The organism is Martinezella lusitana (assembly GCF_016901135.1).
GTDB classification, from domain to species: Bacteria; Pseudomonadota; Alphaproteobacteria; order Rhizobiales; family Rhizobiaceae; genus Rhizobium; species Rhizobium lusitanum_D.
In genome coordinates, this window is record NZ_JAFEVL010000045.1 from 261,178 (window position 1) to 280,196 (window position 19,019).

General features: G+C 61.1%; 17 protein-coding genes. 13 read left to right on the top strand and 4 right to left on the bottom strand.

Annotated elements, in window-relative coordinates:
* Nucleotides 1–194 precede the first annotated feature (194 nt).
* From JTP94_RS17090 to JTP94_RS17100, 3 genes are all read right to left on the bottom strand, one after another.
* Complete coding sequence (locus JTP94_RS17090; RefSeq protein ID WP_204851670.1) at nt 195–2,750, bottom strand: bifunctional diguanylate cyclase/phosphodiesterase; 2,556 nt, start codon at nt 2,748–2,750, stop codon at nt 195–197.
* A 410-nt stretch (nt 2,751–3,160) separates the two neighbouring features.
* The gene (locus JTP94_RS17095; protein WP_204851671.1) at nt 3,161–3,673 is read right to left on the bottom strand and encodes a hypothetical protein; all 513 of its coding nucleotides are present in this window, start codon (nt 3,671–3,673) and stop codon (nt 3,161–3,163) included.
* Nucleotides 3,674–3,780: 107 nt separating this feature from the next.
* Nucleotides 3,781–4,374 (bottom strand): TetR/AcrR family transcriptional regulator, encoded by a 594-nt coding sequence (locus tag JTP94_RS17100; protein ID WP_204851672.1) that lies wholly within the window; start codon nt 4,372–4,374, stop codon nt 3,781–3,783.
* Nucleotides 4,375–4,435: 61 nt separating this feature from the next.
* Here JTP94_RS17100 and JTP94_RS17105 point away from each other — a divergent pair, with 61 nt between their 5' ends.
* Nucleotides 4,436–5,389 (top strand): alpha/beta fold hydrolase, encoded by a 954-nt coding sequence (locus tag JTP94_RS17105; RefSeq protein WP_204851673.1) that lies wholly within the window; start codon nt 4,436–4,438, stop codon nt 5,387–5,389.
* Between the two features lie 24 nt (nt 5,390–5,413).
* Here the strand turns inward: JTP94_RS17105 and JTP94_RS17110 are convergent, their stop codons facing one another.
* Nucleotides 5,414–6,424, bottom strand: a complete 1,011-nt coding sequence (locus JTP94_RS17110; RefSeq protein ID WP_204851674.1) for a GntR family transcriptional regulator — start codon at nt 6,422–6,424, stop codon at nt 5,414–5,416.
* Nucleotides 6,425–6,976: 552 nt separating this feature from the next.
* Between JTP94_RS17110 and JTP94_RS17115 the strand changes: the two genes are divergently transcribed.
* The 12 genes from JTP94_RS17115 (at nt 6,977) to JTP94_RS17170 (ending at nt 18,869) form a co-directional block, all read left to right on the top strand.
* Nucleotides 6,977–8,050 (top strand): ABC transporter ATP-binding protein, encoded by a 1,074-nt coding sequence (locus JTP94_RS17115; protein WP_204851675.1) that lies wholly within the window; start codon nt 6,977–6,979, stop codon nt 8,048–8,050.
* 48 nt (nt 8,051–8,098) lie between these two features.
* Nucleotides 8,099–8,998, top strand: a complete 900-nt coding sequence (locus tag JTP94_RS17120; protein WP_204851676.1) for an ABC transporter permease — start codon at nt 8,099–8,101, stop codon at nt 8,996–8,998.
* 2 nt (nt 8,999–9,000) lie between these two features.
* Nucleotides 9,001–9,846 carry an ABC transporter permease gene (locus JTP94_RS17125; RefSeq protein ID WP_204851677.1) on the top strand — a complete coding sequence of 282 codons (846 nt, stop codon included), beginning with the start codon at nt 9,001–9,003 and terminating at the stop codon, nt 9,844–9,846.
* Entirely contained in the window at nt 9,846–10,586 is a 741-nt protein-coding gene (locus JTP94_RS17130) for an SDR family NAD(P)-dependent oxidoreductase (protein ID WP_204852310.1), read from the top strand. The genes JTP94_RS17125 and JTP94_RS17130 overlap by 1 nt, the downstream gene beginning before the upstream one ends.
* A gap of 13 nt (nt 10,587–10,599) precedes the next feature.
* The gene (locus tag JTP94_RS17135) at nt 10,600–11,367 is read left to right on the top strand and encodes an SDR family NAD(P)-dependent oxidoreductase (protein WP_204851678.1); all 768 of its coding nucleotides are present in this window, start codon (nt 10,600–10,602) and stop codon (nt 11,365–11,367) included.
* Between the two features lie 99 nt (nt 11,368–11,466).
* On the top strand, nt 11,467–12,699 hold the full coding sequence (locus tag JTP94_RS17140) for a PotD/PotF family extracellular solute-binding protein (protein ID WP_204851679.1): 1,233 nt from the start codon (nt 11,467–11,469) through the stop codon (nt 12,697–12,699).
* Between the two features lie 95 nt (nt 12,700–12,794).
* Nucleotides 12,795–13,898 carry an ABC transporter ATP-binding protein gene (locus JTP94_RS17145; protein WP_204851680.1) on the top strand — a complete coding sequence of 368 codons (1,104 nt, stop codon included), beginning with the start codon at nt 12,795–12,797 and terminating at the stop codon, nt 13,896–13,898.
* Between the two features lie 32 nt (nt 13,899–13,930).
* Nucleotides 13,931–14,812 carry a polysaccharide deacetylase family protein gene (locus JTP94_RS17150; protein ID WP_034480161.1) on the top strand — a complete coding sequence of 294 codons (882 nt, stop codon included), beginning with the start codon at nt 13,931–13,933 and terminating at the stop codon, nt 14,810–14,812.
* A gap of 48 nt (nt 14,813–14,860) precedes the next feature.
* On the top strand, nt 14,861–15,193 hold the full coding sequence (locus tag JTP94_RS17155; protein WP_204851681.1) for a hypothetical protein: 333 nt from the start codon (nt 14,861–14,863) through the stop codon (nt 15,191–15,193).
* Nucleotides 15,183–16,247 (top strand): GTP-binding protein, encoded by a 1,065-nt coding sequence (locus JTP94_RS17160; protein ID WP_204851682.1) that lies wholly within the window; start codon nt 15,183–15,185, stop codon nt 16,245–16,247. The genes JTP94_RS17155 and JTP94_RS17160 overlap by 11 nt, the downstream gene beginning before the upstream one ends.
* 16 nt (nt 16,248–16,263) lie before the next feature.
* Entirely contained in the window at nt 16,264–17,502 is a 1,239-nt protein-coding gene (locus tag JTP94_RS17165; RefSeq protein ID WP_204851683.1) for a PotD/PotF family extracellular solute-binding protein, read from the top strand.
* Entirely contained in the window at nt 17,499–18,869 is a 1,371-nt protein-coding gene (locus tag JTP94_RS17170) for an amidase (protein WP_204851684.1), read from the top strand. Before JTP94_RS17165 ends, JTP94_RS17170 begins: the two co-directional genes overlap by 4 nt.
* The last annotated feature ends 150 nt before the right edge of the window (nt 18,870–19,019 follow it).

Sequence of the window (19,019 nt, forward strand, 5' to 3'; positions counted from 1 at the left end):
GCGCACGCTATCTCGACCTGCAGCTCGCCGGAGATATTTCGGGCGATCTCTCCCAGCCCATCGCGGGGGTCGACGCTTCCGCTATCCTCGGCCGGGAACGCTTGAAGTATCACTGATCGCGCTTGCCTCCGCCGCGCCCCACGCGGTGGAGGCCGGTCTTTTTTGCCGGTCTGGCTTCCGGGGAGTTGGCGCGATTATGCCGATACGTCCGATCGGCTGGCGACGAAGCGCCTGACGAATTCGATTAGGTCCGAACACGACATGGGTATCGCCAATCCGAAGCCTTGCAGCGTATCGCAGCCAAGATCGCGCAGGACCTCGGCGTGCCGTTCGGTCTCCACGCCCTCGGCAATGGACTTGACGCCGAGCGAATGCCCCATACTGATGATCGAGCCGACCAGTTCGCGCTGTTCTGCTGATGTGTCCAGGGTCTTGGTCAATTGACGGTCGATCTTCAATGCGCTCGGGCGCAGGCGAAGCAAGCCCATGATCGAGGCGTGGCCGGTGCCGAAGTCGTCGATCTCGATGCTGATGCCGAGCTGGCGGAGATGGGCCAGATTTTCAGCAATTTGTTCGTCCAGATCGTCGAGAAAAATCGACTCCAGCAGTTCGAACGAGAACCACCGTGCCTTCTCCGGCTGGATATCCAATAGTTGCTTGAGATTAGGGTCGCGCAACCGCCGCGAAGAGACATTTACCGAGCATTTGGGGATGTCCAACCCTTCCGCCTTCCAGATATCGAGATCCGAGATCGCCTTTCGATAGATGAGATGATCGATCTCGCTGACGATATTCAGGTCTTCGGCAATCGGCAGAAATTTGTCCGGTGTCAGCAGCCCGCGCGAAGGGTGCTGCCAGCGGGCCAGCGCCTCGACGCCGGCGATCGCGAGCGTCTTTGCGTCGAATTGCAGTTGGTAGAAGGGTATGAACTCGCCCCGTTCCAGGGCGATGAGAATGTCTTCCGTCGTCTGTTGCGCATTCGCAAAGCGGCTGCGCGAATTGGCGGAATAGAACTGGTAGCGGCTGCGCCCCTGCGCCTTGGCCTGATAGAGCGCGATATCGGCGTCGAGAAGCATTTGGCTGACATCGACATTCTTCCCTCTTTCGTGGGCGATGCCGATGCTTGCACTTGACCGGCATTCGATGCCGTTGACGACAACGGGCTGGCGCATGTTCTGTATCATGCGCTCTGCGGTCACCCGCAGATCGTCGGTCGATCCGTCGTAGCCGACGATCGCCAGAAATTCGTCGCCGCCGATGCGGGCGACAAAATCGCTTTCGAGAACGCTTTCCTTCAGAAGCTTGGCGACATGCTGCAGCAACGCATCGCCGGCATGGTGCCCATATATGTCGTTGATCTGCTTGAAGCGGTCGAGATCGATATGAAGAAGTGCAAGGCCCGAGCCGCTCGACTTGCACTCCGCCTCGATCTCAAGGATCATCCGATCCATGAAGCGACGGTTCGGGAGCCCCGTCAATGCGTCGTGGAGAGCCACATATTCGATTTGCTTCCGGGCTGCCTCGAGTTCCTGATTGCGCGCTTCCGCTAGGGTCTTGGCTTGCGCTAGATCGCGCTGAAGGGCGAGGTCCGCAGTCACATCCCAGTTGGCGCCGATCATCTTGCGATGGCCATCGCTGTCGATGAAGGGCAATGTTCTGGTTCGGATGAAATGTTCCTTGCCGTCGCTTAAAGTCACCCGGTATTCGTCCGAAAACGGAATGAGGTTGGCGACATGATGATCGACATTCTTGAAGACACGCTCCATGTCATCGGGATGAAGCATCGATTCCCACAGTCCGCCGATTTTCACGGTCTCCTGGGGTTCGAGGTGGTAAAGGCGGAACATGCCGTCGTCCCACTCCGCCGTTCCCCGATCAAAGTCTGCCTCGAAGACGCCGATCTTCGAAGCCTCCAGCGCCAGCTTCAGACGCCGTGACATTCGATCCAGCGATTCCTCCCCGGCTTTCCTGGTCGTGATATCGTTGTCGGTGCCCAGAACCCTCAGCGGGCGATTGTGCCGATCCCACTTGACGCAGCTGCCGCGACATTCGATCCAGATCCAGTGCCCGAGCCGATGCCGGTAGCGATACTGGAAGATTGTGGGGTTCAGATTCGGGTGTCGTTGCTGATGAACGCCGTCGAGAACGGTTTGCCTGTCGTCCGGGTGAACGAATTCCAGTAGCTCGTCCGTGGTTCGAGGAACCGGATCGTCGATGGCAAGCCCCCTGATCTGCCGCCACATGTCCGAATAGAATGTCTCCTGGCTTTCGAGATCATGATCCCAGATAGCGGTCTTGGCAGCGACCAGGGCGAGGCTGGCGCGATTGTCCGTGCCCGACTGTTCGCCGTCTCGGTCGTTCGCGACGCCAGCTTCCGTGAACGCAGCGGAGACGATCGCCGAGGCCAGCGTGCCATCGTGTTCAGCCATCAAAGCGACCGCGACAGGCTTGGACATGCCGCCCTCAGCGCGCAAGCGGAGCTGGACTCTTTGGCTCCGGTCTGGAGCTGCGATCGCTGCCAGAAACTGCGTTTCGAAGACGCCGGTATCCTGTATCTCCAGGAAATCGCGGATATTGCGTCCCGCGAGCGATGATGAGGGAAGACCCAGAAGATCGCTCAGGCTGCCGTTGGCAGCAAGGATCTCGCCGTCCATGGCGAGGATAGTTGCCGAGGATCGGGCATCCGCCGACAAATGCGAGGATACGGTACTATCCTGATCGGGCAGCCACGGTTCCTTGAAGCGAGTCAAACTCGAAGTTCCCTTTTTATAAGGCCGTTACGGCGTCGCGCCGCGGAAATGAAACTATTCTAAATGCCCAGCGGCGGGCCGGCCTGAACGACCGGGGTTCTCCGTCGGTTTGCGGCCACGCAGCTCATCTACGCGGATATGAGCGCCATTTCGACGACACTATCGATGCGAATGGGTCGATATCCAAGAGCAGAATGCGCCGCATAAGTCAGCAGTTTGAGCGCGACAGCTTAATAAACCCCTGCTTTCACATGGGGGACGCAATCGGGGGTGGGATGGCGATCACGGCGCAACGCGAACGTACTGATCCCATCGGCTGATCGGCTTTCGGTGGATACGGACGCTCGACCACAATCGCCAGGAGGCTTGCGGGGCGAACCGATGCACCAAGGCTAGTCGGTGCCTAATTCCTAAAGTTTGGCGAAGGCTACACTTCGCCAGATCCAGCCGGCGTCCAGTGCGGCCTTCTGCAGCGGTTTCTTGATCACTGATGTGTCGAATGCATAGTCATAGATCGCGCCGAAGGAGCCGTCCTCGCGGAAACCATAGGACCTCCCGAAGCTCTTCTCCGCAGTTTGACCACGAAAGGCGGATGCCGCCAGCGCGATTGTCGGGATGCCTGCACGCCACTCGACGGACCATTCCTGGTCCACGGAGCGGACTTCTCCCTTCGCCTCGTCAAACCGCATCAGCACCTTGAAGACCCGTTCGAGGCCAGCCTTGGCAAAGAATTCATACCACTGCGCGTCGACGATTTTCCACTCCGCAACCAGGTCCACGCCCTCTGCCGCACCATCGCGAACGAGAAAAGGCGCGGAATCCTGATTGACCGAAAGCAAGGCGTCGCGAAGCGCGTCGACCGACCGGCGCGGCACACCCTTCGCCGGATACGTCTTGCCGGTGAACAACTCCCAAAAGCCCATTTTCGCCGTCCCTGTCTATTTGAGAAAAGCCTGTCCTTACTGATACATGCCATGCCTGCAGCGACAATGGCCATTCTTGGGGACATGTTCGGCCCGGGACCGCCGCACTAAAGCATTCTCGCGTTTGCTAAACGCTCATCGATAAGCCGGGTCGCGGCGTCTGCCGCGATCTCCATATAGCTTGGATCGCGATGAAGCAGGACGACCGTAAACGAGCCATCGAGAAGCAGCATGATTTGTCGAGCAAGCGGCAAGGCATCAGGTCCGGCTCCGGCCTCCAGAAAAATTGATGAGAGCCATTCTTCGACATGTTTCTTGTGGGTGCGCGCCACAACCAAAGCCGGATGGCCGGGAAGGTTGACCAGCTCGACCGACGTGCGCAGAAAGCCGCAGCCCTTCCATTTTCCATTGCGCGCAGAGCGGGCAAGCTGGCGAAAGATGCCGGCGACTTTTTCGGCCACGCCTCCTTTCGCGTCCTCGAACCAGCGTTTGAACAGCGCAAGATTCGGCTGATCACGCGCCTCCAGATGGGCCGCGATGAGATCGTCCTTGCTTCTAAAGTGATAGTAAAGGGTGCGCTTGGTCACGCCTGCTTTCTCGGCGATCGCATCGACGCTGACGGCCCGGATGCCGTCATGATGAAACAGCTTCGCGGCGGCCTGGAGAATACGATCACGTGTCGGCAGGGGCTGGTCTTTCATCGTCAAAGGTATACCAGGTAGTGAATATACATAGCGCGGCGATCATCCCATGCTGGCGGGCATGAGTGAAGAGGCAATCCATCCATCGACCATCAGCGGTCGGCCAATTTCCATTCGCTGTCGGGACGGTGTGGTCCTTGGAGGCCATCTTTGGCGCGCGGTGACGAGTGCCACGAGCGGCAGCGTGATCATCAATCCGGCAACGGGCGTTCTTGCACGCTACTATCATCGCTATGCGCAATTTCTGGCGAGGCATGGCTTCGACGTCCTGACCTTCGACTATCGCGGCATCGGCCAGTCGCGTCCCCAAAGCCTCAAGGGAGTCGGCTATCGCTGGCGGGATTGGGGCGAGCAGGATTTTGACGCTGCGCTGCGGCTGATGGCCGACTATCGGCGCGGCGGCCCGCTCATGGTGGTCGGCCATAGTATCGGCGGTTTTCTGCCGGGCCTGGCCGAAAGTGCCGCGACGGTCGAGAGGATGCTGACCGTGGGGGCGCAATATGCCTGGTGGGGTGATTATGCGCCGCGCCGGCGGCTCGGCCTGCTCGTCAAATGGCATGTCGCCATGCCCGCGATTACGGCCTTCTACGGCTATTTTCCCGGTCGACGGCTCGGTTGGCTGGAGGACCTGCCCCGCAATGTGGCGAACGAGTGGAGTTTTCGCAGGCGCCGGTTTGAATTGAACTATCCGCGAAGCGCGCGGAGAGATGCGCTTTGCCGAATGGCGGCCGTCAAGGCTCCGATCCTCGCGATCGCGGTTTCGGATGACGAGCTCGGCACTGTGCCGGCGGTTCGCCGTGCGCTGAACTATTATACCGGCGCGCAACACGTGGTCGTACTGCTGAAACCTGCCGATTTTGGCCGCGAAGCAATCGGCCATTTCGCCCTGTTTCACGATAGCCACTCGGATGGCTTCTGGACCGATACGCTGCAGTGGCTTCGCGAGGGCCGCAATCCCTGGCCGGCATCCGGCGTAGAGCCTTCCCAGCAATCGGCTCCTTGGATACGCCGATAGTACCAAATTGGCTCCGCCGGTTTCCTATTCGAGAACGCGCGTCAGATAGGCGGCTGTGACGCTTGGGCCGGGGATGATTGCGACGATCTTCATCTGCGCGATCGTTCGGTTGACGGAGGCCTCCAGATGGTTCTCCATCATTGCGGCTGCCGCCTTCACGGCACCGCGCAGCAAGAGCTCCGCCACAAGGCGCAGCTCAGTGATGATGGCCGGGTCGCCGGGCAGGCCGAGCCGCCGCAGCAGCCGTTCGGTTGCCGTCACCGGCAGCAGATTGTTGCGGATCGATTCCTTTAGCCGCTCATTCGGCGTTGCAAGGATGCAGACGTCGATGAAATCGGCGTAGATCGCTTCCAGAGCCGCGAGATGATCGGCGGGTTCGTGCTGCTCCAGATCCGAAAGCCGCAGGAACAGGTCGTTCAATCGCCCGCGATCGACGTGGTCAGCGCCTGCTATCAGTGCCTGGGGCTCGAGCATGCCACGCAGGACGAAGTGATCCTTGATCATCTGCGCCGTCAGCGGCCCGGCGATCCAATGGGAGGATTGGTTCTTGCGCACGAGGCCGCGTTCGCGCAGCCGGGTCAGCACATCGCGCACCACGGTGCGGCTGACATTGAAATGATCGGCCAGTTCGATCTCGATGATGCGATATTGGCCGAAGACGACGCAGCCGGCCACATCCGCTTCGACCGTGTTGTAGATCCGCTCCCAGGATGCGCGGCTTTGCAGCGCCTCGTCGGCATGGCGTGGAATAGTGAGCCCGAGCGTCTTGATATCAGTGCGGTTCGGCTCGATCCCCTGGCCGGCGGGGCCGACGAGATAGCCGCGCCCGTTGAAGCGATGGACCAGCCCCTCGCTTTCCAGCGTCTGGAGCGCCCTTTGCACGGGCGCGCGCGAAATCTGCAGGATGTCCGCGATCGGGCCCTCGAGCAGCACGACACCGGGCGGCAGCGTGCTGTCCTCGATATTGCCGCGCAGCACATCCTCCGCGATCTCGTAGCGCTTCTGCGCGCTGGGCCGCGCACCGTTTTCGGTCATTTGATGCAATGGACTCATGTCGTTCCGATGCCTCACTCTTACGCTTTTTGCCGCGTCAATATAGCGCAAAAATAAATGACTATTGAATACAAAATCTAACTTATGTCATTCCGTAAGCCGATACCGATGGGCAGCGCGTGTGGGCACGCGGGATGCAATACGCATTTTTGTGAATTATTTCCGTAGGAAGCGCTGACCTGGCTACCTTTGCTTCGATCATATGGCGACGAGCCTTTGGCGCCTTTCGAGAGGGGTTTCTGGCTTCTGATGCCTTGCATGCCGGTTGACGTTTTGACATTTGTCGCGGCGCAATCAGACTTTCAGAAAAAGTCTATTGAATACAAAAATCATTTATGCGATGCTTTCATCATCAAGGCGCTCGTCAGAAGCGCCACAGGTGGAACTCGTTGAAACGCCAAGGAACATCTCTTTGACGCGCATGTGATCATGCGCGAAAGCAGACTGACGTCTGGTGTCCGGATCGATGCTGATCCGGCGATGGCGGCTCTTTGCCTAAAGGATGGTCCTTGCCTTGAAACTGGTAGGAAATCGGTGTCGACCGTTCTTCAGATCAAGCAAGTCACCAAGTCCTATGGCGCGGCGCCGGCGCTGGATGCGGTGGATTTTTCTCTGCCCGACGATGCCTATATCTCGCTGCTCGGACCGAGCGGGTCGGGCAAGACGACGTTGCTGCGCGTCATCGCCGGTTTCGAGGAGCCGGATTCCGGCTCGATCCTCTTTCATGGCAAGCGCCTCGACGGCGTCGAGCCGCATGATCGCGGCATCGGTTTCGTTTTCCAGAATTTTGCGCTGTTCCCGCATCTCTCGGTCGCCGAAAACGTCGCCTTCGGCCTGCGCAATCGCAAGGTCGATCCGGTCACCGATCCGCGCGCCCTGGCCTCAAGGGTTCAGGACATGTTGGCCCTGGTCGGTCTCAAGGGCTTTGACGATCGCGCCGTTACACAGATTTCCGGCGGCCAGCGCCAGCGCGTCGCCCTGGCGCGCACGCTGGTGACCGAGCCGAAGATGGTGCTGCTCGATGAGCCGCTCGGCGCGCTCGACGCCAATTTGCGCAGCCGCATGCGAAGCGAGCTCAAGATCATCCGGGAGCGTTGCGGCGTGACTTTCCTGCATGTGACGGGCAGCGAATCCGAGGCCCTGGCGATGGGAGATCTCGTGCTCGTTCTCGACCGTGGCCGCATCGCGCAGGCCGCTGCCTCCGATGTTGTCTACAACCGCCCGGCCTCGGCCGCCGTCGCCCGCTATCTCAATTGCTACAATCTGTTTGCCGGCGCTGTCGTCGAGGATGCCTTCGTCGGTCCCGCCGGCCGCTTTCCTTTGAACGCGTCGCGCCGGAAGGCGCCGCAGCCGGCCTATGCCATCCGCTACGACCGCGTTGCGATCCGTCCTTGCGATGCCCGGCTATCGGACGATGAGGTCCGTATCGAAGGTGATTTCATCGCCAGCGAATATTCAGGCGCGGCGGTCAATTCCTTCTTCTCGCTCGATGGCGGCCACGTCTTCGAGGTCGAGTCCCATCTCAGCCACGCCCGGCCACCGGCCTTCGTCGAAAAGGATCGCTATGCGCTCGTCTGGAAGAAGGAGGATGCCCTTGTCTTCGGTTGATGTGAGCTTCCCGAAATCTTCCCCCGGACCCGTCAAGGAGAGCGAGAGATGACCATGGTTGCGACACGCGAGGAAGCCGCAGAGGAAAGTGCAGCCGTGCGCCGGACATCGAACAAGACATTCTGGCTGCTGGCGCCGGGCATGATCTGGATGCTCGCCTTTCTGGTCCTGCCGATCCTGATGATGGTCTATGTTTCCTTCTGGACGCAGACGACCTTCAAGATCGAGCCGACGCTGACCTTGCAGAGCTGGGTCACCTTCCTGACCAGCCCCACCTATCTCGGCGCCCTTTGGACGACGATCCGCATCTGGTTGCTCGTGCTGATATCGACGCTCGTCGTCGGCTATCCGGCGGCACTCTTCGTCGGCCTGCTCGTCAAGAACAAGACGCTGCAGACCGTGCTTCTCGTCCTTTGTGTCATTCCGTTCTGGACATCGTTCCTGATCCGCGTTCTCGCCTGGCGGCCGATGCTCGGCACCGAGGGTGCGATCAACATGATCCTGATGAAGCTCGGCATCGTGCAGCAGCCGATAGAGGTGCTTCTGTTTTCGGAGCTCTCCGTGATCATCGGCATGACGCAGATCTATTGCGTCTTCATGGTCGGACCGATCGCCTTCATGATGGGCCGTATCGACGCCTCGGTCATCGAGGCTGCACAGGATCTGGGTGCCGGTTTCTGGCGCATCTTCCGCACCATCATCCTGCCGCTGTCCATGCCGGGCGTGGTGGTCGGATCGATCTTCGTCTCGGTGATGGTTCTCGGCGAGTTCGCCACGGCCGCCGCGCTATCGGGCCGCAAGGTCAATCTGCTCGGCAATATCATCGTCACCCAGGTCGGCTCGCTGAAATGGGCCTTTGCGGCGGTCGCGGGCGTCATCCTGACCATCGTCATGGGAGCGGTCATCGCTGCGCTGCTCAAGGTCGTCGACCTCAGAAAGGAGCTTTGATCATGAACGCTGGTGGCATCAAGCTCGGCCTGGGCGTTTACACGGCCCTGTTTCTCGTCTTCCTTTACGGACCTCTAGCGGTTCTGGCGATCCTGTCGTTCCAGACCGGCCCGGAGGGCGGCCCGCAATTCCCGATCATCGAATGGTCGACCTATTGGTATCGGCATCTCTTCGGGCTGACGCCGCCCTCGCGCATCGCGCCCCTGCCGATCGATCAGGCGCTGATCCGATCGCTGTCGCTGGCGCTGATGACCATGATCGTCTCCACCGTGCTCGGCGTCATGTCTGCCCAGGCCTTCCGCCGCAAGTTCCGCGGCTCCGGCGTCGTCTTCTATCTGATCGTTCTCGGCATGATGGTGCCGGGCGTGCTCGTCGGTCTCGGCATGGCGCTTGTCGCCAATGCTTTCGGCATCGACCGGCACTGGTGGAGCACGGCCTTCGTCCTGCACGTCGTCTATACCTTCCCCTTCGCCTTTCTGGTGATGCTGGCGATCTTCAATAGGTTCGATCCCAGCATGGAGGAGGCGTCCTGGTCGCTCGGCGTCACCCCGGCGCGCACCTTCCGCAAGGTGACCTTCCCGCTGATCTTCCCTGGCGTGCTCTCGGCAATGCTCTTTGCCTTCACGCTGTCCTATGACGAGTTCTCGCGGACCTTGTTTGCTTCCGGCCGCGAGCTGACGCTGCCGCTGGCAATCTACGGCACCTTCTCCGTCGAGGTTCATCCGAACGTCTTTGCCTTCGGCGTGCTGACGACGCTGTTTTCCTTCGCGCTTCTCGGCACCTACGCGATCTTGATGGGGATGTCGGTTCGCCGCGCCAAGCGCATTCGCCTCCAGGAGGACGCATGATGGCGCATGAGGCTTCCGCAATCGTCACCGGCGCCGGCTCGGGCATTGGTCGAGCAATCGCACTCCGGCTGGCGGCTGACGGCTATGCGGTTCTGGTCAATGACCTCTCCGGCGATCGGGCTCAGTCCGTCGCGTCGGAAATCATCACGGCGGGCGGTGCGGCGACCGCGATCGCCGGCGATGTTGCCCGGCCCGAGGATGTGGCGGCGATCCATGCGGCCGCCAAAGCCTCGCACGGCGACGTCGCCCTTCTCGTCAACAATGCGGGCATTGCGCATCAGTCCGCATTCGAGAACCTCGAACTTGAGGATTTCGATCGGATGTTTGCCGTGCATGTTCGCGGCACCTTCCTGATGACCAAGGCGGTCCTGCCGGCAATGCTTCAGCGCGGCGAGGGGGTGATCGTCAACATCGCCTCGCAGCTCGGGCAGATCGGCGGCATCGAGCTCGTCCATTATTCCGGCGCCAAGGCTGCGATCATCGGCATGACAAAGGCGCTTGCCCGCGAGGTCTCAAGCCGCGGTGTGCGGGTCAATGCCGTGGCACCGGGGCCGATCAACACGCCGCTGGTGCTGGGGCTTTCCGAGGAATGGCGCGAACGCAAGAAGCGCGAGTTGCCGCTCGGCCGCTTCGGCGAGCCTGAGGAAGTGGCGGCAACCGTGGCGTTCCTGGCGTCGCCAGCAGCCAGCCTCTTCGTCGGCCAGACGCTCGGGCCTAATTCCGGCGACGTGATGCTCTGAAGGAGAGAAGCATATGGATAGTTCTCAAAAGCGCGTTGTTATTGTCACGGGAGCAGGCATCGGCATCGGCCAGGCGACGGCCAAGGCGTTTGCCGCCCTCGGCGACCATGTGGTCGTCACTGACATCCTCGAAAAGGAGGGCGAGGCGACCGTTCGCGACATTCTCACCGCCGGCGGTTCGGCTGAGTTCCACCTCTACGATGTCCGCTCGACGGACGCCGCCAACCGGCTCGTTGCCGATGTCGAAGCGCGCTTCGGCAAGATCGATGTCATCGTGGCCAATGCGGGGATCGCGCATCGAACCCCGCTGGACAAGCTTACCGACGACAAATGGGACCTGACGATGAATGTCGACCTGAAGGGTATCTTCAGGCTGGTGCGCGCGGCCGCTTCAGGCATGCGCGCCCGTAAATCAGGAAGCATCATCGCGCTCTCCTCCATCATGGGCGTCGCCTACGGATGGGATGAGCATGTCCATTATTCGGCCGCCAAATCCGGTGTCATCGGGCTGGTTCGAGGGCTCGCCGTCGAGCTGGCGAAGGACGGCGTCAGGGTCAACGGCATTGCCCCCGGCTATATCCGAACCGCGCAATTGCTCTCGGAAGAGAATTCGCTTGGCCCCGCGGGTGCGGAGAAGGCAGCCGAATTCATCCCGATGGGCCGGCTCGGCGAGCCGGAGGATATCGCCGATGTGATCGCATTCCTCGCGTCGAACGGCGCGAGATACATGACCGGCCAGATTCTGGTCGTGGATGGTGGCCTCCTGGTGGGGCGGTACTGATCGCCGGCGCTCCGGCAGCGGCCGGGCGCCACGCGATACGGCAATGAAGCAGGCCCGCCAAGGGCTCAGGGAACAGCAATCAGCACAGGAGAACATGAGATGTCTAAAATGGAAATGAACAGGCGCTCTCTGTTGAAACAGTCTGCCGGCGTGATGGCGCTGGCAATCGGGGGCGGCACGCCATTCCTGTCGTCGCGGATGGCTTACGCGCAGGCCGCCGATCTTGCCAAGGAGCAGCTGCGCACCATCGGCCTTTCGGTCACCGTCCAGGAGCGAATCCTTGCCGATTTCCGCAAGGAAAGCGGCGTCGGTCAGACCTCCGGCACGGCGGCGACCTTCCCGGATGCGCAGACGAAGATCCTCTCCGGCTCCAAGGACTATGATTGCTGGGAGATTATCGGCGAACGCCTGCCGTCGATCGTAATGACCAACAATGTCGAAGCGATCCCGGCCGCCTCCTTGAAGAACTGGGCCAATATTCGTGACACCTTCACGACGCCTTCCGACAAGTGGGAACCGAAACAGCAGATCGTCGGCCAGATCTGGGCCGACGATGCCAAGACCACGCTGAACATGGTGCCGGCCGTCTATAACTACGATTCCATCGGCTACAATCCCGACGTGCTGTCGGCCGAGGAGGCCAATAGCTGGTCGGCGATCTTCGATCCGAAGTGGAAAGGCAAGTCGGGCCTCAACACCGATCCGCTGATCGCCTTCGGCCAGGCCATCATGGCCATGAACACGCTCGGGCTTTCGAGCGTCAAGAACCCGGGCAACCCGACTGCAGCCGAGATCGATGAAGCCGCGAAGTTCCTCGTCTCCAAGAAGAAGGATGGACAGTTCCGCGCGCTTTGGGGCGATTTCGGCGAGCTCGTCAACCTGATGGCATCGGGCGAGATGGTGGTCTGCGATGCCTGGCAGCCGGCGGTCATGGCCGTCAAGGCCCAGGGCAAGGCGTGCAAATATGCGGTGCCGAAGGAAGGGTATCGCGGCTGGGCGATTGGTCCTTCGATGATATCGGGCACGCCCAACAAGGAAGCGGTGATCGCCTATGCCGACTACTGGCTGTCGGGCGAACCCGGCATCACCGTGTCGGAGCAGGGCTACTACTCGCCCTCGACCAATATCCAGAAGGTCATGGCACCGGAGAAATATGCCTTCTGGTACGAGGGCAAGCCATGGGTAGGCGCTGCCGAGCGCGGCATCAAGGAAGGCGACCTGCGCGACGGCGGCTCGCTCTCGGAGCGTGCGAAGAACGTCGCCTATTGGCACCAGTGGCCGGATGAATACGACCATCTCGTCCAGAAGTGGGATGAATTCCTCAATGCCTGATCTGGGCCTGATCCGGCGGTGCAGGCTTTGGCCATCCGTCTCTTGCCCCGCGGGGAGGCCAGTCCGGCCTCTCTGCCCACGCCTGGAGATCTTTCATGATTTATGATCTGGAACTCATCAATGCCGGCAAGGTCTATGACAATGGCACTCCCGCTGTCATCGACTTCAACCTTGCGATCAAAAAGGGTGAGTTCATCGCCTTTCTGGGGCCGTCGGGCTGCGGCAAGACGACGACGCTTCGCATGATTGCCGGTTTCGAGAGCATTTCCTCCGGCGACATGATGATCAAGGGCGAGCGTATGAATGATGTACGGCCGCAAAGGCGGCCGACATCGATGATCTTCCAGAACTATGCGCTGTTCCCGCATATGACCGTCCGGCGCAATGTTGGATACGGTCTCGAGGTCAAAGGCGTGGTGAAGGGCGAGCGGGACGCGCGGGTCGACCGCATCCTCGCCACGCTCGGGCTTGAGGATATTGCCGAGCGCAAGACGGACAAGCTCTCCGGCGGCCAGCGCCAGCGCATCGCGCTTGCACGTGGATTGGTGGTCGAGCCCGACGTCCTGCTTCTCGATGAACCCCTGGGCGCCCTCGATGCCAATCTGCGCAAGGCGATCCAGAACGAGCTTAAGTTACTGCAGAAGAGGCTCGGCGTGACCTTCGTGTTCGTCACGCATGCCCAATCGGAGGCGCTGGCACTGTCCGACCGGATCGTCGTGATGAACCAGGGCAGGGTGGAGCAGATCAGCCCGCCGCATCAGCTCTACACGCGCCCTGACACGCCATTCGTCGCGCAGTTCATCGGCCGCAATACCATCTTCGAAGGCGAGGTGGCCGGCGCGCAAGCCGACAGCACGCTCGTCTCGACATCGTTCGGTATGCTGTCAGGCTGCGCCAATGGCGGCCTTTCCAGTAAGGTCAATATCGTCATCCCTTCGGAGGCGATCGAGGTTCACGCGGCGGAAACCTCGGCGCGAGAAAGCCTCGCCGGCGCTTTCGGCGGCAATGTCGTCGGCGCGCGCGTCGACCGCTTTGATGTCGTCGGTCATATCTCGCAGATCGGCGTCAGCCTGCCCGATGGTCGTGGGCTCGCCTTGGAAGCACATATCGACAAATACCGGCCCGGCGCCTTCCCCGTGGGCGCCGAGGTCATGCTTACCTGGGATCCGGCCGACGCGACCGTCATTCCAGCTCACTGATTATAGAAAACCTGATCAAAGGAGGTCATTCCATGGCGAAGGAAATCTTGTGCAGTTTTGGTGTCGACGTCGATGCCGTGGCCGGCTGGCTCGGTTCCTACGGCGGCGAGGATTCGCCTGACGATATCTCGCGCGGCCTGTTTGCCGGCGAAGTTGGCAGCCCGCGGCTGGTGAAGCTGTTCGAGCGGTTCGGCATCAAGACCACGTGGTTCATTCCCGGCCATTCGATCGAGACCTTTCCCGAGCAGATGCAGGCCGTCGCCGACGCCGGCCATGAAATCGGCATTCACGGCTACAGCCATGAAAACCCGATCGCCATGACGCGCGAGCAGGAAACCGAGATCCTCGACAAGTGCATCGAGCTGGTGACCAAGCTTTCGGGCAAGCGTCCCACAGGTTATGTCGCGCCCTGGTGGGAATTCTCCAACGTCACCAACGAGCTGCTTCTGGAGCGTGGCATCAAGTACGATCACTCGTTGATGCACAAAGACTTCACACCCTATTATGTGCGCGTCGGCGACAGCTGGACGAAGATCGATTATTCGCGCAAGCCATCCGAATGGATGGTGCCGTTGAAGCGCGGCAAGGAGACCGATCTGATCGAAATCCCGGCATCCTGGTATCTCGACGACCTGCCGCCGATGATGTTCATCAAGAAGGCACCCAACAGCCACGGCTTCGTCAATCCGCACGATATCGAGCAGATGTGGCGCGATCAGTTCGACTGGGTCTACCGCGAGATGGACTATGCCGTCTTCCCGATCACCATCCATCCGGACGTGGCCGGCAGACCGCAGGTTCTGATGATGCTGGAGCGGCTTTATGCCCATATGATCAAGCATCCGGGCGTGAAGTTCGTGACGATGAACGAGATCGCCGACGACTTCGCTGCCCGCTTCCCGCGCGGCAAATAGCCGGCTAGTCTGAACTGGGCGAGCCCGTTTTCGGAAGGAGCGATCATCATGTGCTCACTGTGCGGCGTTCTCGGTGGCAATGAGCATTGGACCGACGCTGCGGCCCGGCCGGGCGTCTTCACGCGCAATCACGCCAGCCCGGAGCGACGGCGTGAACGCGCCGAGCGCGTCCGTGCCGCCAACGAGATGCTCTCCGGCTTCGGCCTCGTTCTCTCCGATTGGCAGGGCGCGTCCTTCGTCCTGTCCACGAGAACGGGCTCGAGCGAGATCATCGAAGACCTCGGGCATCTCTGGCCGGCGGCCGAAAGGCTCGTCGGCCGGCCGTGTGATCCCCTTGACATCGCATTCGTTGCAAGGATGGAGGCGCGGCATGGCGATTGAGCGCGACGGCTTCCTGCCCGTCAATCTTCTCACCGGCTTCCTTGGCTCCGGCAAGACGACGCTCTTGAAGCGCATTCTGGCGGATGCGGCATTTGCCGATACGGCTGTGCTGATCAACGAATTCGGCGAGATCGGGCTGGATCATGATCTCGTCGAACGCGTCGACGGCGACATGGTGCTTCTGCGCTCGGGCTGTGTTTGCTGCACCGTTCGCGGCGAGCTCGCCACGGCACTCAAGGACCTCTATTCCAGACGCGAGCGCGGGCTGTTGCCGCCCTTCCGCCGCGTCATCATCGAAAGCACAGGCCTTGCCGACCCGTTTCCGGTGCTGTCGACCATCAAGGCCGATCCGGTGCTCAGGCATCATTTCCGGGCCGGCAACGTGATCACGACTGTCGATGCGGTCAACGGATTGCGCCAGCTGGACACTTATATCGAATCCAACAGGCAGACGGCGATCGCCGACCGCCTTGTCATCACCAAGACTGACCTTGCAGCGGATTGCGACCGACAGGCACTTGAAGGGCGCCTTCGCATCCTCAATCCCGATGCCCCGCTCCTGATGGCAGCCGACCCCGATCTCGATCTGTCCTCGCTTGCGGACATGCGCGGCAGCGGCTCGCCAGATAGCTGCCTGTCGCAAAGCGGCTTTTATTGCGAGGAGCCGCTGCAGCTTGTTTCGGCTGACGGCGTGCCCCATCAGGCGGCGATCTCCTCCGTCTCGCTCAGGGTTGACAGGCCCATCGATTGGACCGCTTTCGGCCTTTGGCTGACCATGCTGCTCAATCGTCACGGGGAGCGCGTGCTGCGCGTGAAGGGCATCCTCAATCTCAAGGGCGAAGAGCGTCCTGTCGCGGTGCATGGGGTTCAGCACCTGGTCCACGCGCCGGTTCACATGGACGCATGGCCCTCCGACGACCGTACGTCACGTCTGGTCTTCATCCTGGATGGGATTGATGGCGCCGTGGTCAAACGCTCCTTCGAAGCCTTCACACTGGCACGCGTGCCGCAGGTGCCATCTGCCGCATCTTCTTTGGCAATGGCGGCGCAATAGGATAATCGATCCGTTCATGAACAAGCATCAACCCATGGCAAAGACCATGCCTGCTCCAGCCCTGCATCTGGCGGGGCGGCCGCGTCTGCGCGTACTCGGCACCGCGATCTCGCTGCTGGAGGAGCTGCGGCTTCGCGCGCAGACCGATCTCGGCATCGACGTGACGTTCGACAACAACGACTTTCTGACGACGCAATACAAGGCGGCCCGCGAGCCGGAAACCTACGATATATACGATCAGTGCTTTCATAATCTCGATATCGTCTGGCATTGGCGTGCCATCCAGCCGATCGACACGCAGCGCATCGTCTTGTGGGACGAGATCAACGATCTGACCAAGACCGGCCATATCGGCCCCAACCCGCGGCTGGGGCTCGGCGATGTGCCCGCCCGCAAGCTCTTCGTTCAGCCGAATCTCGCCTTGGGCGACACGCCTTCGCGCTTCATCTCCATGCTGCCGACTACCCATAATTTCGACAGCTTCGCCTATCGAACCGATCAGGCGCACGATGACGTCGGCATGCATTCCTGGAGCGCACTTTTCGACGAGAGATGGGCCGGGCGCGTGGCCTTGGTCGACGAGCCCGCCATCGGCATTTTCGATGCGGCGCTCGCCGCGCAGGCGGCCGGCCTGATGTCCTTCGACAATATCGGCAATATGTCCGTGCAGGAGATCGATCAGCTGATCGACTTGCTGGAAGAGCGCAAGAAGGCCGGTTTCTTCCGTGACTTCTGGAAGACGGCTGAAGATGCCGCCCGGCTGATGATCGCCGGCGAGACCAGCGTTCAAAGCATGTGGTCGCCGGGCATCGGCATCCTGAATTCCAGGGGCGTGCCGGTCGAGCAGGCTGTGCCCGCCGAGGGCTATCGTGCCTGGCACGGCGGTCTGTGCCTGTCGAAGCATCTCAACGGCCGCCTTCTCGATGTCGCTTACGACTATCTGAACTGGTGGATATCAGGCTGGCCGGGCGCCGTCGTCGCACGGCAGGGCTATTACATCTCGACCCCGCAGCGTTCGCGTCAGTTCATGACGCCGGCGGAATGGGGATACTGGTATGACGGAGTCGCCGCGGCCGAAGACCTGCCAGGCCCGGATGGGCAGATCAGGATAAAGGCGGGCTCGGTGCGAAGCGGCGGGTCCTATTGGCAGCGCGCCAATTGCATTGCGGTTTGGAATACGACAATGGATGAGCACAATTATCTTGTCCGTCGCTGGATGCAGCTTGTCGGCGGCAGAGGAGAGCAGACTTCATGACAAAGACACATCTCGGCAAGTCGATCGCGCAATTGTCCGTCTTGATCCAGTCCGGCAGCCTCGATCCCGTCACGCTGGTCGAAGAGAGCCTGGACGCGATCCGCACGCACAAGGATCAGGCGATTTTTACGCGCCTGCTCGAGGAACGTGCGCGCGAGGAAGCCACTGCGTCGTCAAAGAGATTACAGGAAGGCCGGTCGCGCGGGCTGCTGGACGGCATTCCGGTGGCCTGGAAGGATCTTTTCGCCATAGCCGCCCTGCCCACGACGGCAGGATCGATCGTGCTCGCGGATGCCGCACCGGCGCAAGAGGATGCGGATGTCGTAAAGGCGCTGAAAGCTGCGGGCATGGTCGCGATCGGCCGGGTCAATATGAGCGAGTTTGCCTTTTCCGGCCTCGGCCTCAATCCACATTATGGCACGCCGCTTAATCCACGGGCCACGGATGTCGCCCGGATACCGGGAGGGTCTTCCTCCGGTTCCGCTGTCGCTGTCGCTTCCGGGCTGGTGCCGGTGTCGATCGGCACGGATACCGGCGGTTCGGTGCGCATTCCCTCGGCCTTCAATGGCCTCGTCGGCTATAAGGCAAGTCGCGGCCGCTACAGTATGGCGGGGGTCTTTCCCTTGGCAACCAGCCTCGATTCGCTTGGCCCCCTGTGCCGCAGCGTTCAGGACGCCATTTGGGTCGATGCCGCGATGCGCGGCCGTGCGGCATCTGACATCATCCGCGCGGATCCTGCCGGACTATCGGTCGTCGTGCCGACGACGGTCGTCATGGACGATGTCGAGGACGGCGTGGCGGAGGCGTTCGAGGCGACGCTTTCCCGGCTGAGCGCTGCCGGCGTCAAGGTGCGGCGCGCCGCTTTCCCGGCTTTCGACAGGCTCTTTCAGGTGATGGCCGAGCATGGGCCGCTGGTGACCGCCGAGGCTTTCGCCCTCCATCATCGCCGGCTGGCCGGGCCTGAGGCTGACGCCATGGATCGGCGTGTCGTGGCCCGCACGCGCCTTGGCGAGAAGATCACGCTGGTCGGCTATCTGGAAATACTGCAGGTGCGCGAGCAGTTGATCAAGGACGTGGCCGGCATGCTCGGGCCGAATGAGTTCATCGCCTATCCGACTGTCGCCCATGTCGCGCCCGCGCTTGCGCCGCTTGAGGCGGATGACGAGCTGTTCGTCAAGGTCAACTTCAAGACGCTGCGCAATACCTTGATCGGCAACTTCCTCGATTGGTGCGGCGTATCGCTGCCTTGCGGCACCGGCAACGCCGGTATGCCAGTTGGTTTTTTGCTGTCCGCTCCGAAGGAACAGGACGAGCGGCTGCTGGCGGCGGCGCTAGCCCTGGAGGACATCGTCGCAAAGCCCGTCTGAGGCGAGTACGCTTCATGGCGACCAGCATTTGCAGCAGGGCGAGCGCGCGTCTTGCGTGCCGGCGGCTGGACGTCGCCCATTCATGAATCATAAATATAACTTTATGCCGATTATGCCGTCTAATCGTTAGATGCTGCCTCGCATATTTTA

Excerpts from the sequence above, each read along its gene's own strand:
- JTP94_RS17095 (WP_204851671.1), bottom strand. The coding sequence starts at position 3,673 with ATGGGCTTTTGGGAGTTGTTCACCGGCAAGACGTATCCGGCGAAGGGT.
- JTP94_RS17100 (WP_204851672.1), bottom strand. The coding sequence starts at position 4,374 with ATGAAAGACCAGCCCCTGCCGACACGTGATCGTATTCTCCAGGCCGCC.
- JTP94_RS17105 (WP_204851673.1), top strand. The coding sequence starts at position 4,436 with ATGAGTGAAGAGGCAATCCATCCATCGACCATCAGCGGTCGGCCAATT.
- JTP94_RS17110 (WP_204851674.1), bottom strand. The coding sequence starts at position 6,424 with ATGACCGAAAACGGTGCGCGGCCCAGCGCGCAGAAGCGCTACGAGATC.
- JTP94_RS17120 (WP_204851676.1), top strand. The coding sequence starts at position 8,099 with ATGACCATGGTTGCGACACGCGAGGAAGCCGCAGAGGAAAGTGCAGCC.
- JTP94_RS17125 (WP_204851677.1), top strand. The coding sequence starts at position 9,001 with ATGAACGCTGGTGGCATCAAGCTCGGCCTGGGCGTTTACACGGCCCTG.
- JTP94_RS17130 (WP_204852310.1), top strand. The coding sequence starts at position 9,846 with ATGGCGCATGAGGCTTCCGCAATCGTCACCGGCGCCGGCTCGGGCATT.
- JTP94_RS17135 (WP_204851678.1), top strand. The coding sequence starts at position 10,600 with ATGGATAGTTCTCAAAAGCGCGTTGTTATTGTCACGGGAGCAGGCATC.
- JTP94_RS17140 (WP_204851679.1), top strand. The coding sequence starts at position 11,467 with ATGTCTAAAATGGAAATGAACAGGCGCTCTCTGTTGAAACAGTCTGCC.
- JTP94_RS17145 (WP_204851680.1), top strand. The coding sequence starts at position 12,795 with ATGATTTATGATCTGGAACTCATCAATGCCGGCAAGGTCTATGACAAT.
- JTP94_RS17150 (WP_034480161.1), top strand. The coding sequence starts at position 13,931 with ATGGCGAAGGAAATCTTGTGCAGTTTTGGTGTCGACGTCGATGCCGTG.
- JTP94_RS17155 (WP_204851681.1), top strand. The coding sequence starts at position 14,861 with ATGTGCTCACTGTGCGGCGTTCTCGGTGGCAATGAGCATTGGACCGAC.
- JTP94_RS17160 (WP_204851682.1), top strand. The coding sequence starts at position 15,183 with ATGGCGATTGAGCGCGACGGCTTCCTGCCCGTCAATCTTCTCACCGGC.
- JTP94_RS17165 (WP_204851683.1), top strand. The coding sequence starts at position 16,264 with ATGAACAAGCATCAACCCATGGCAAAGACCATGCCTGCTCCAGCCCTG.
- JTP94_RS17170 (WP_204851684.1), top strand. The coding sequence starts at position 17,499 with ATGACAAAGACACATCTCGGCAAGTCGATCGCGCAATTGTCCGTCTTG.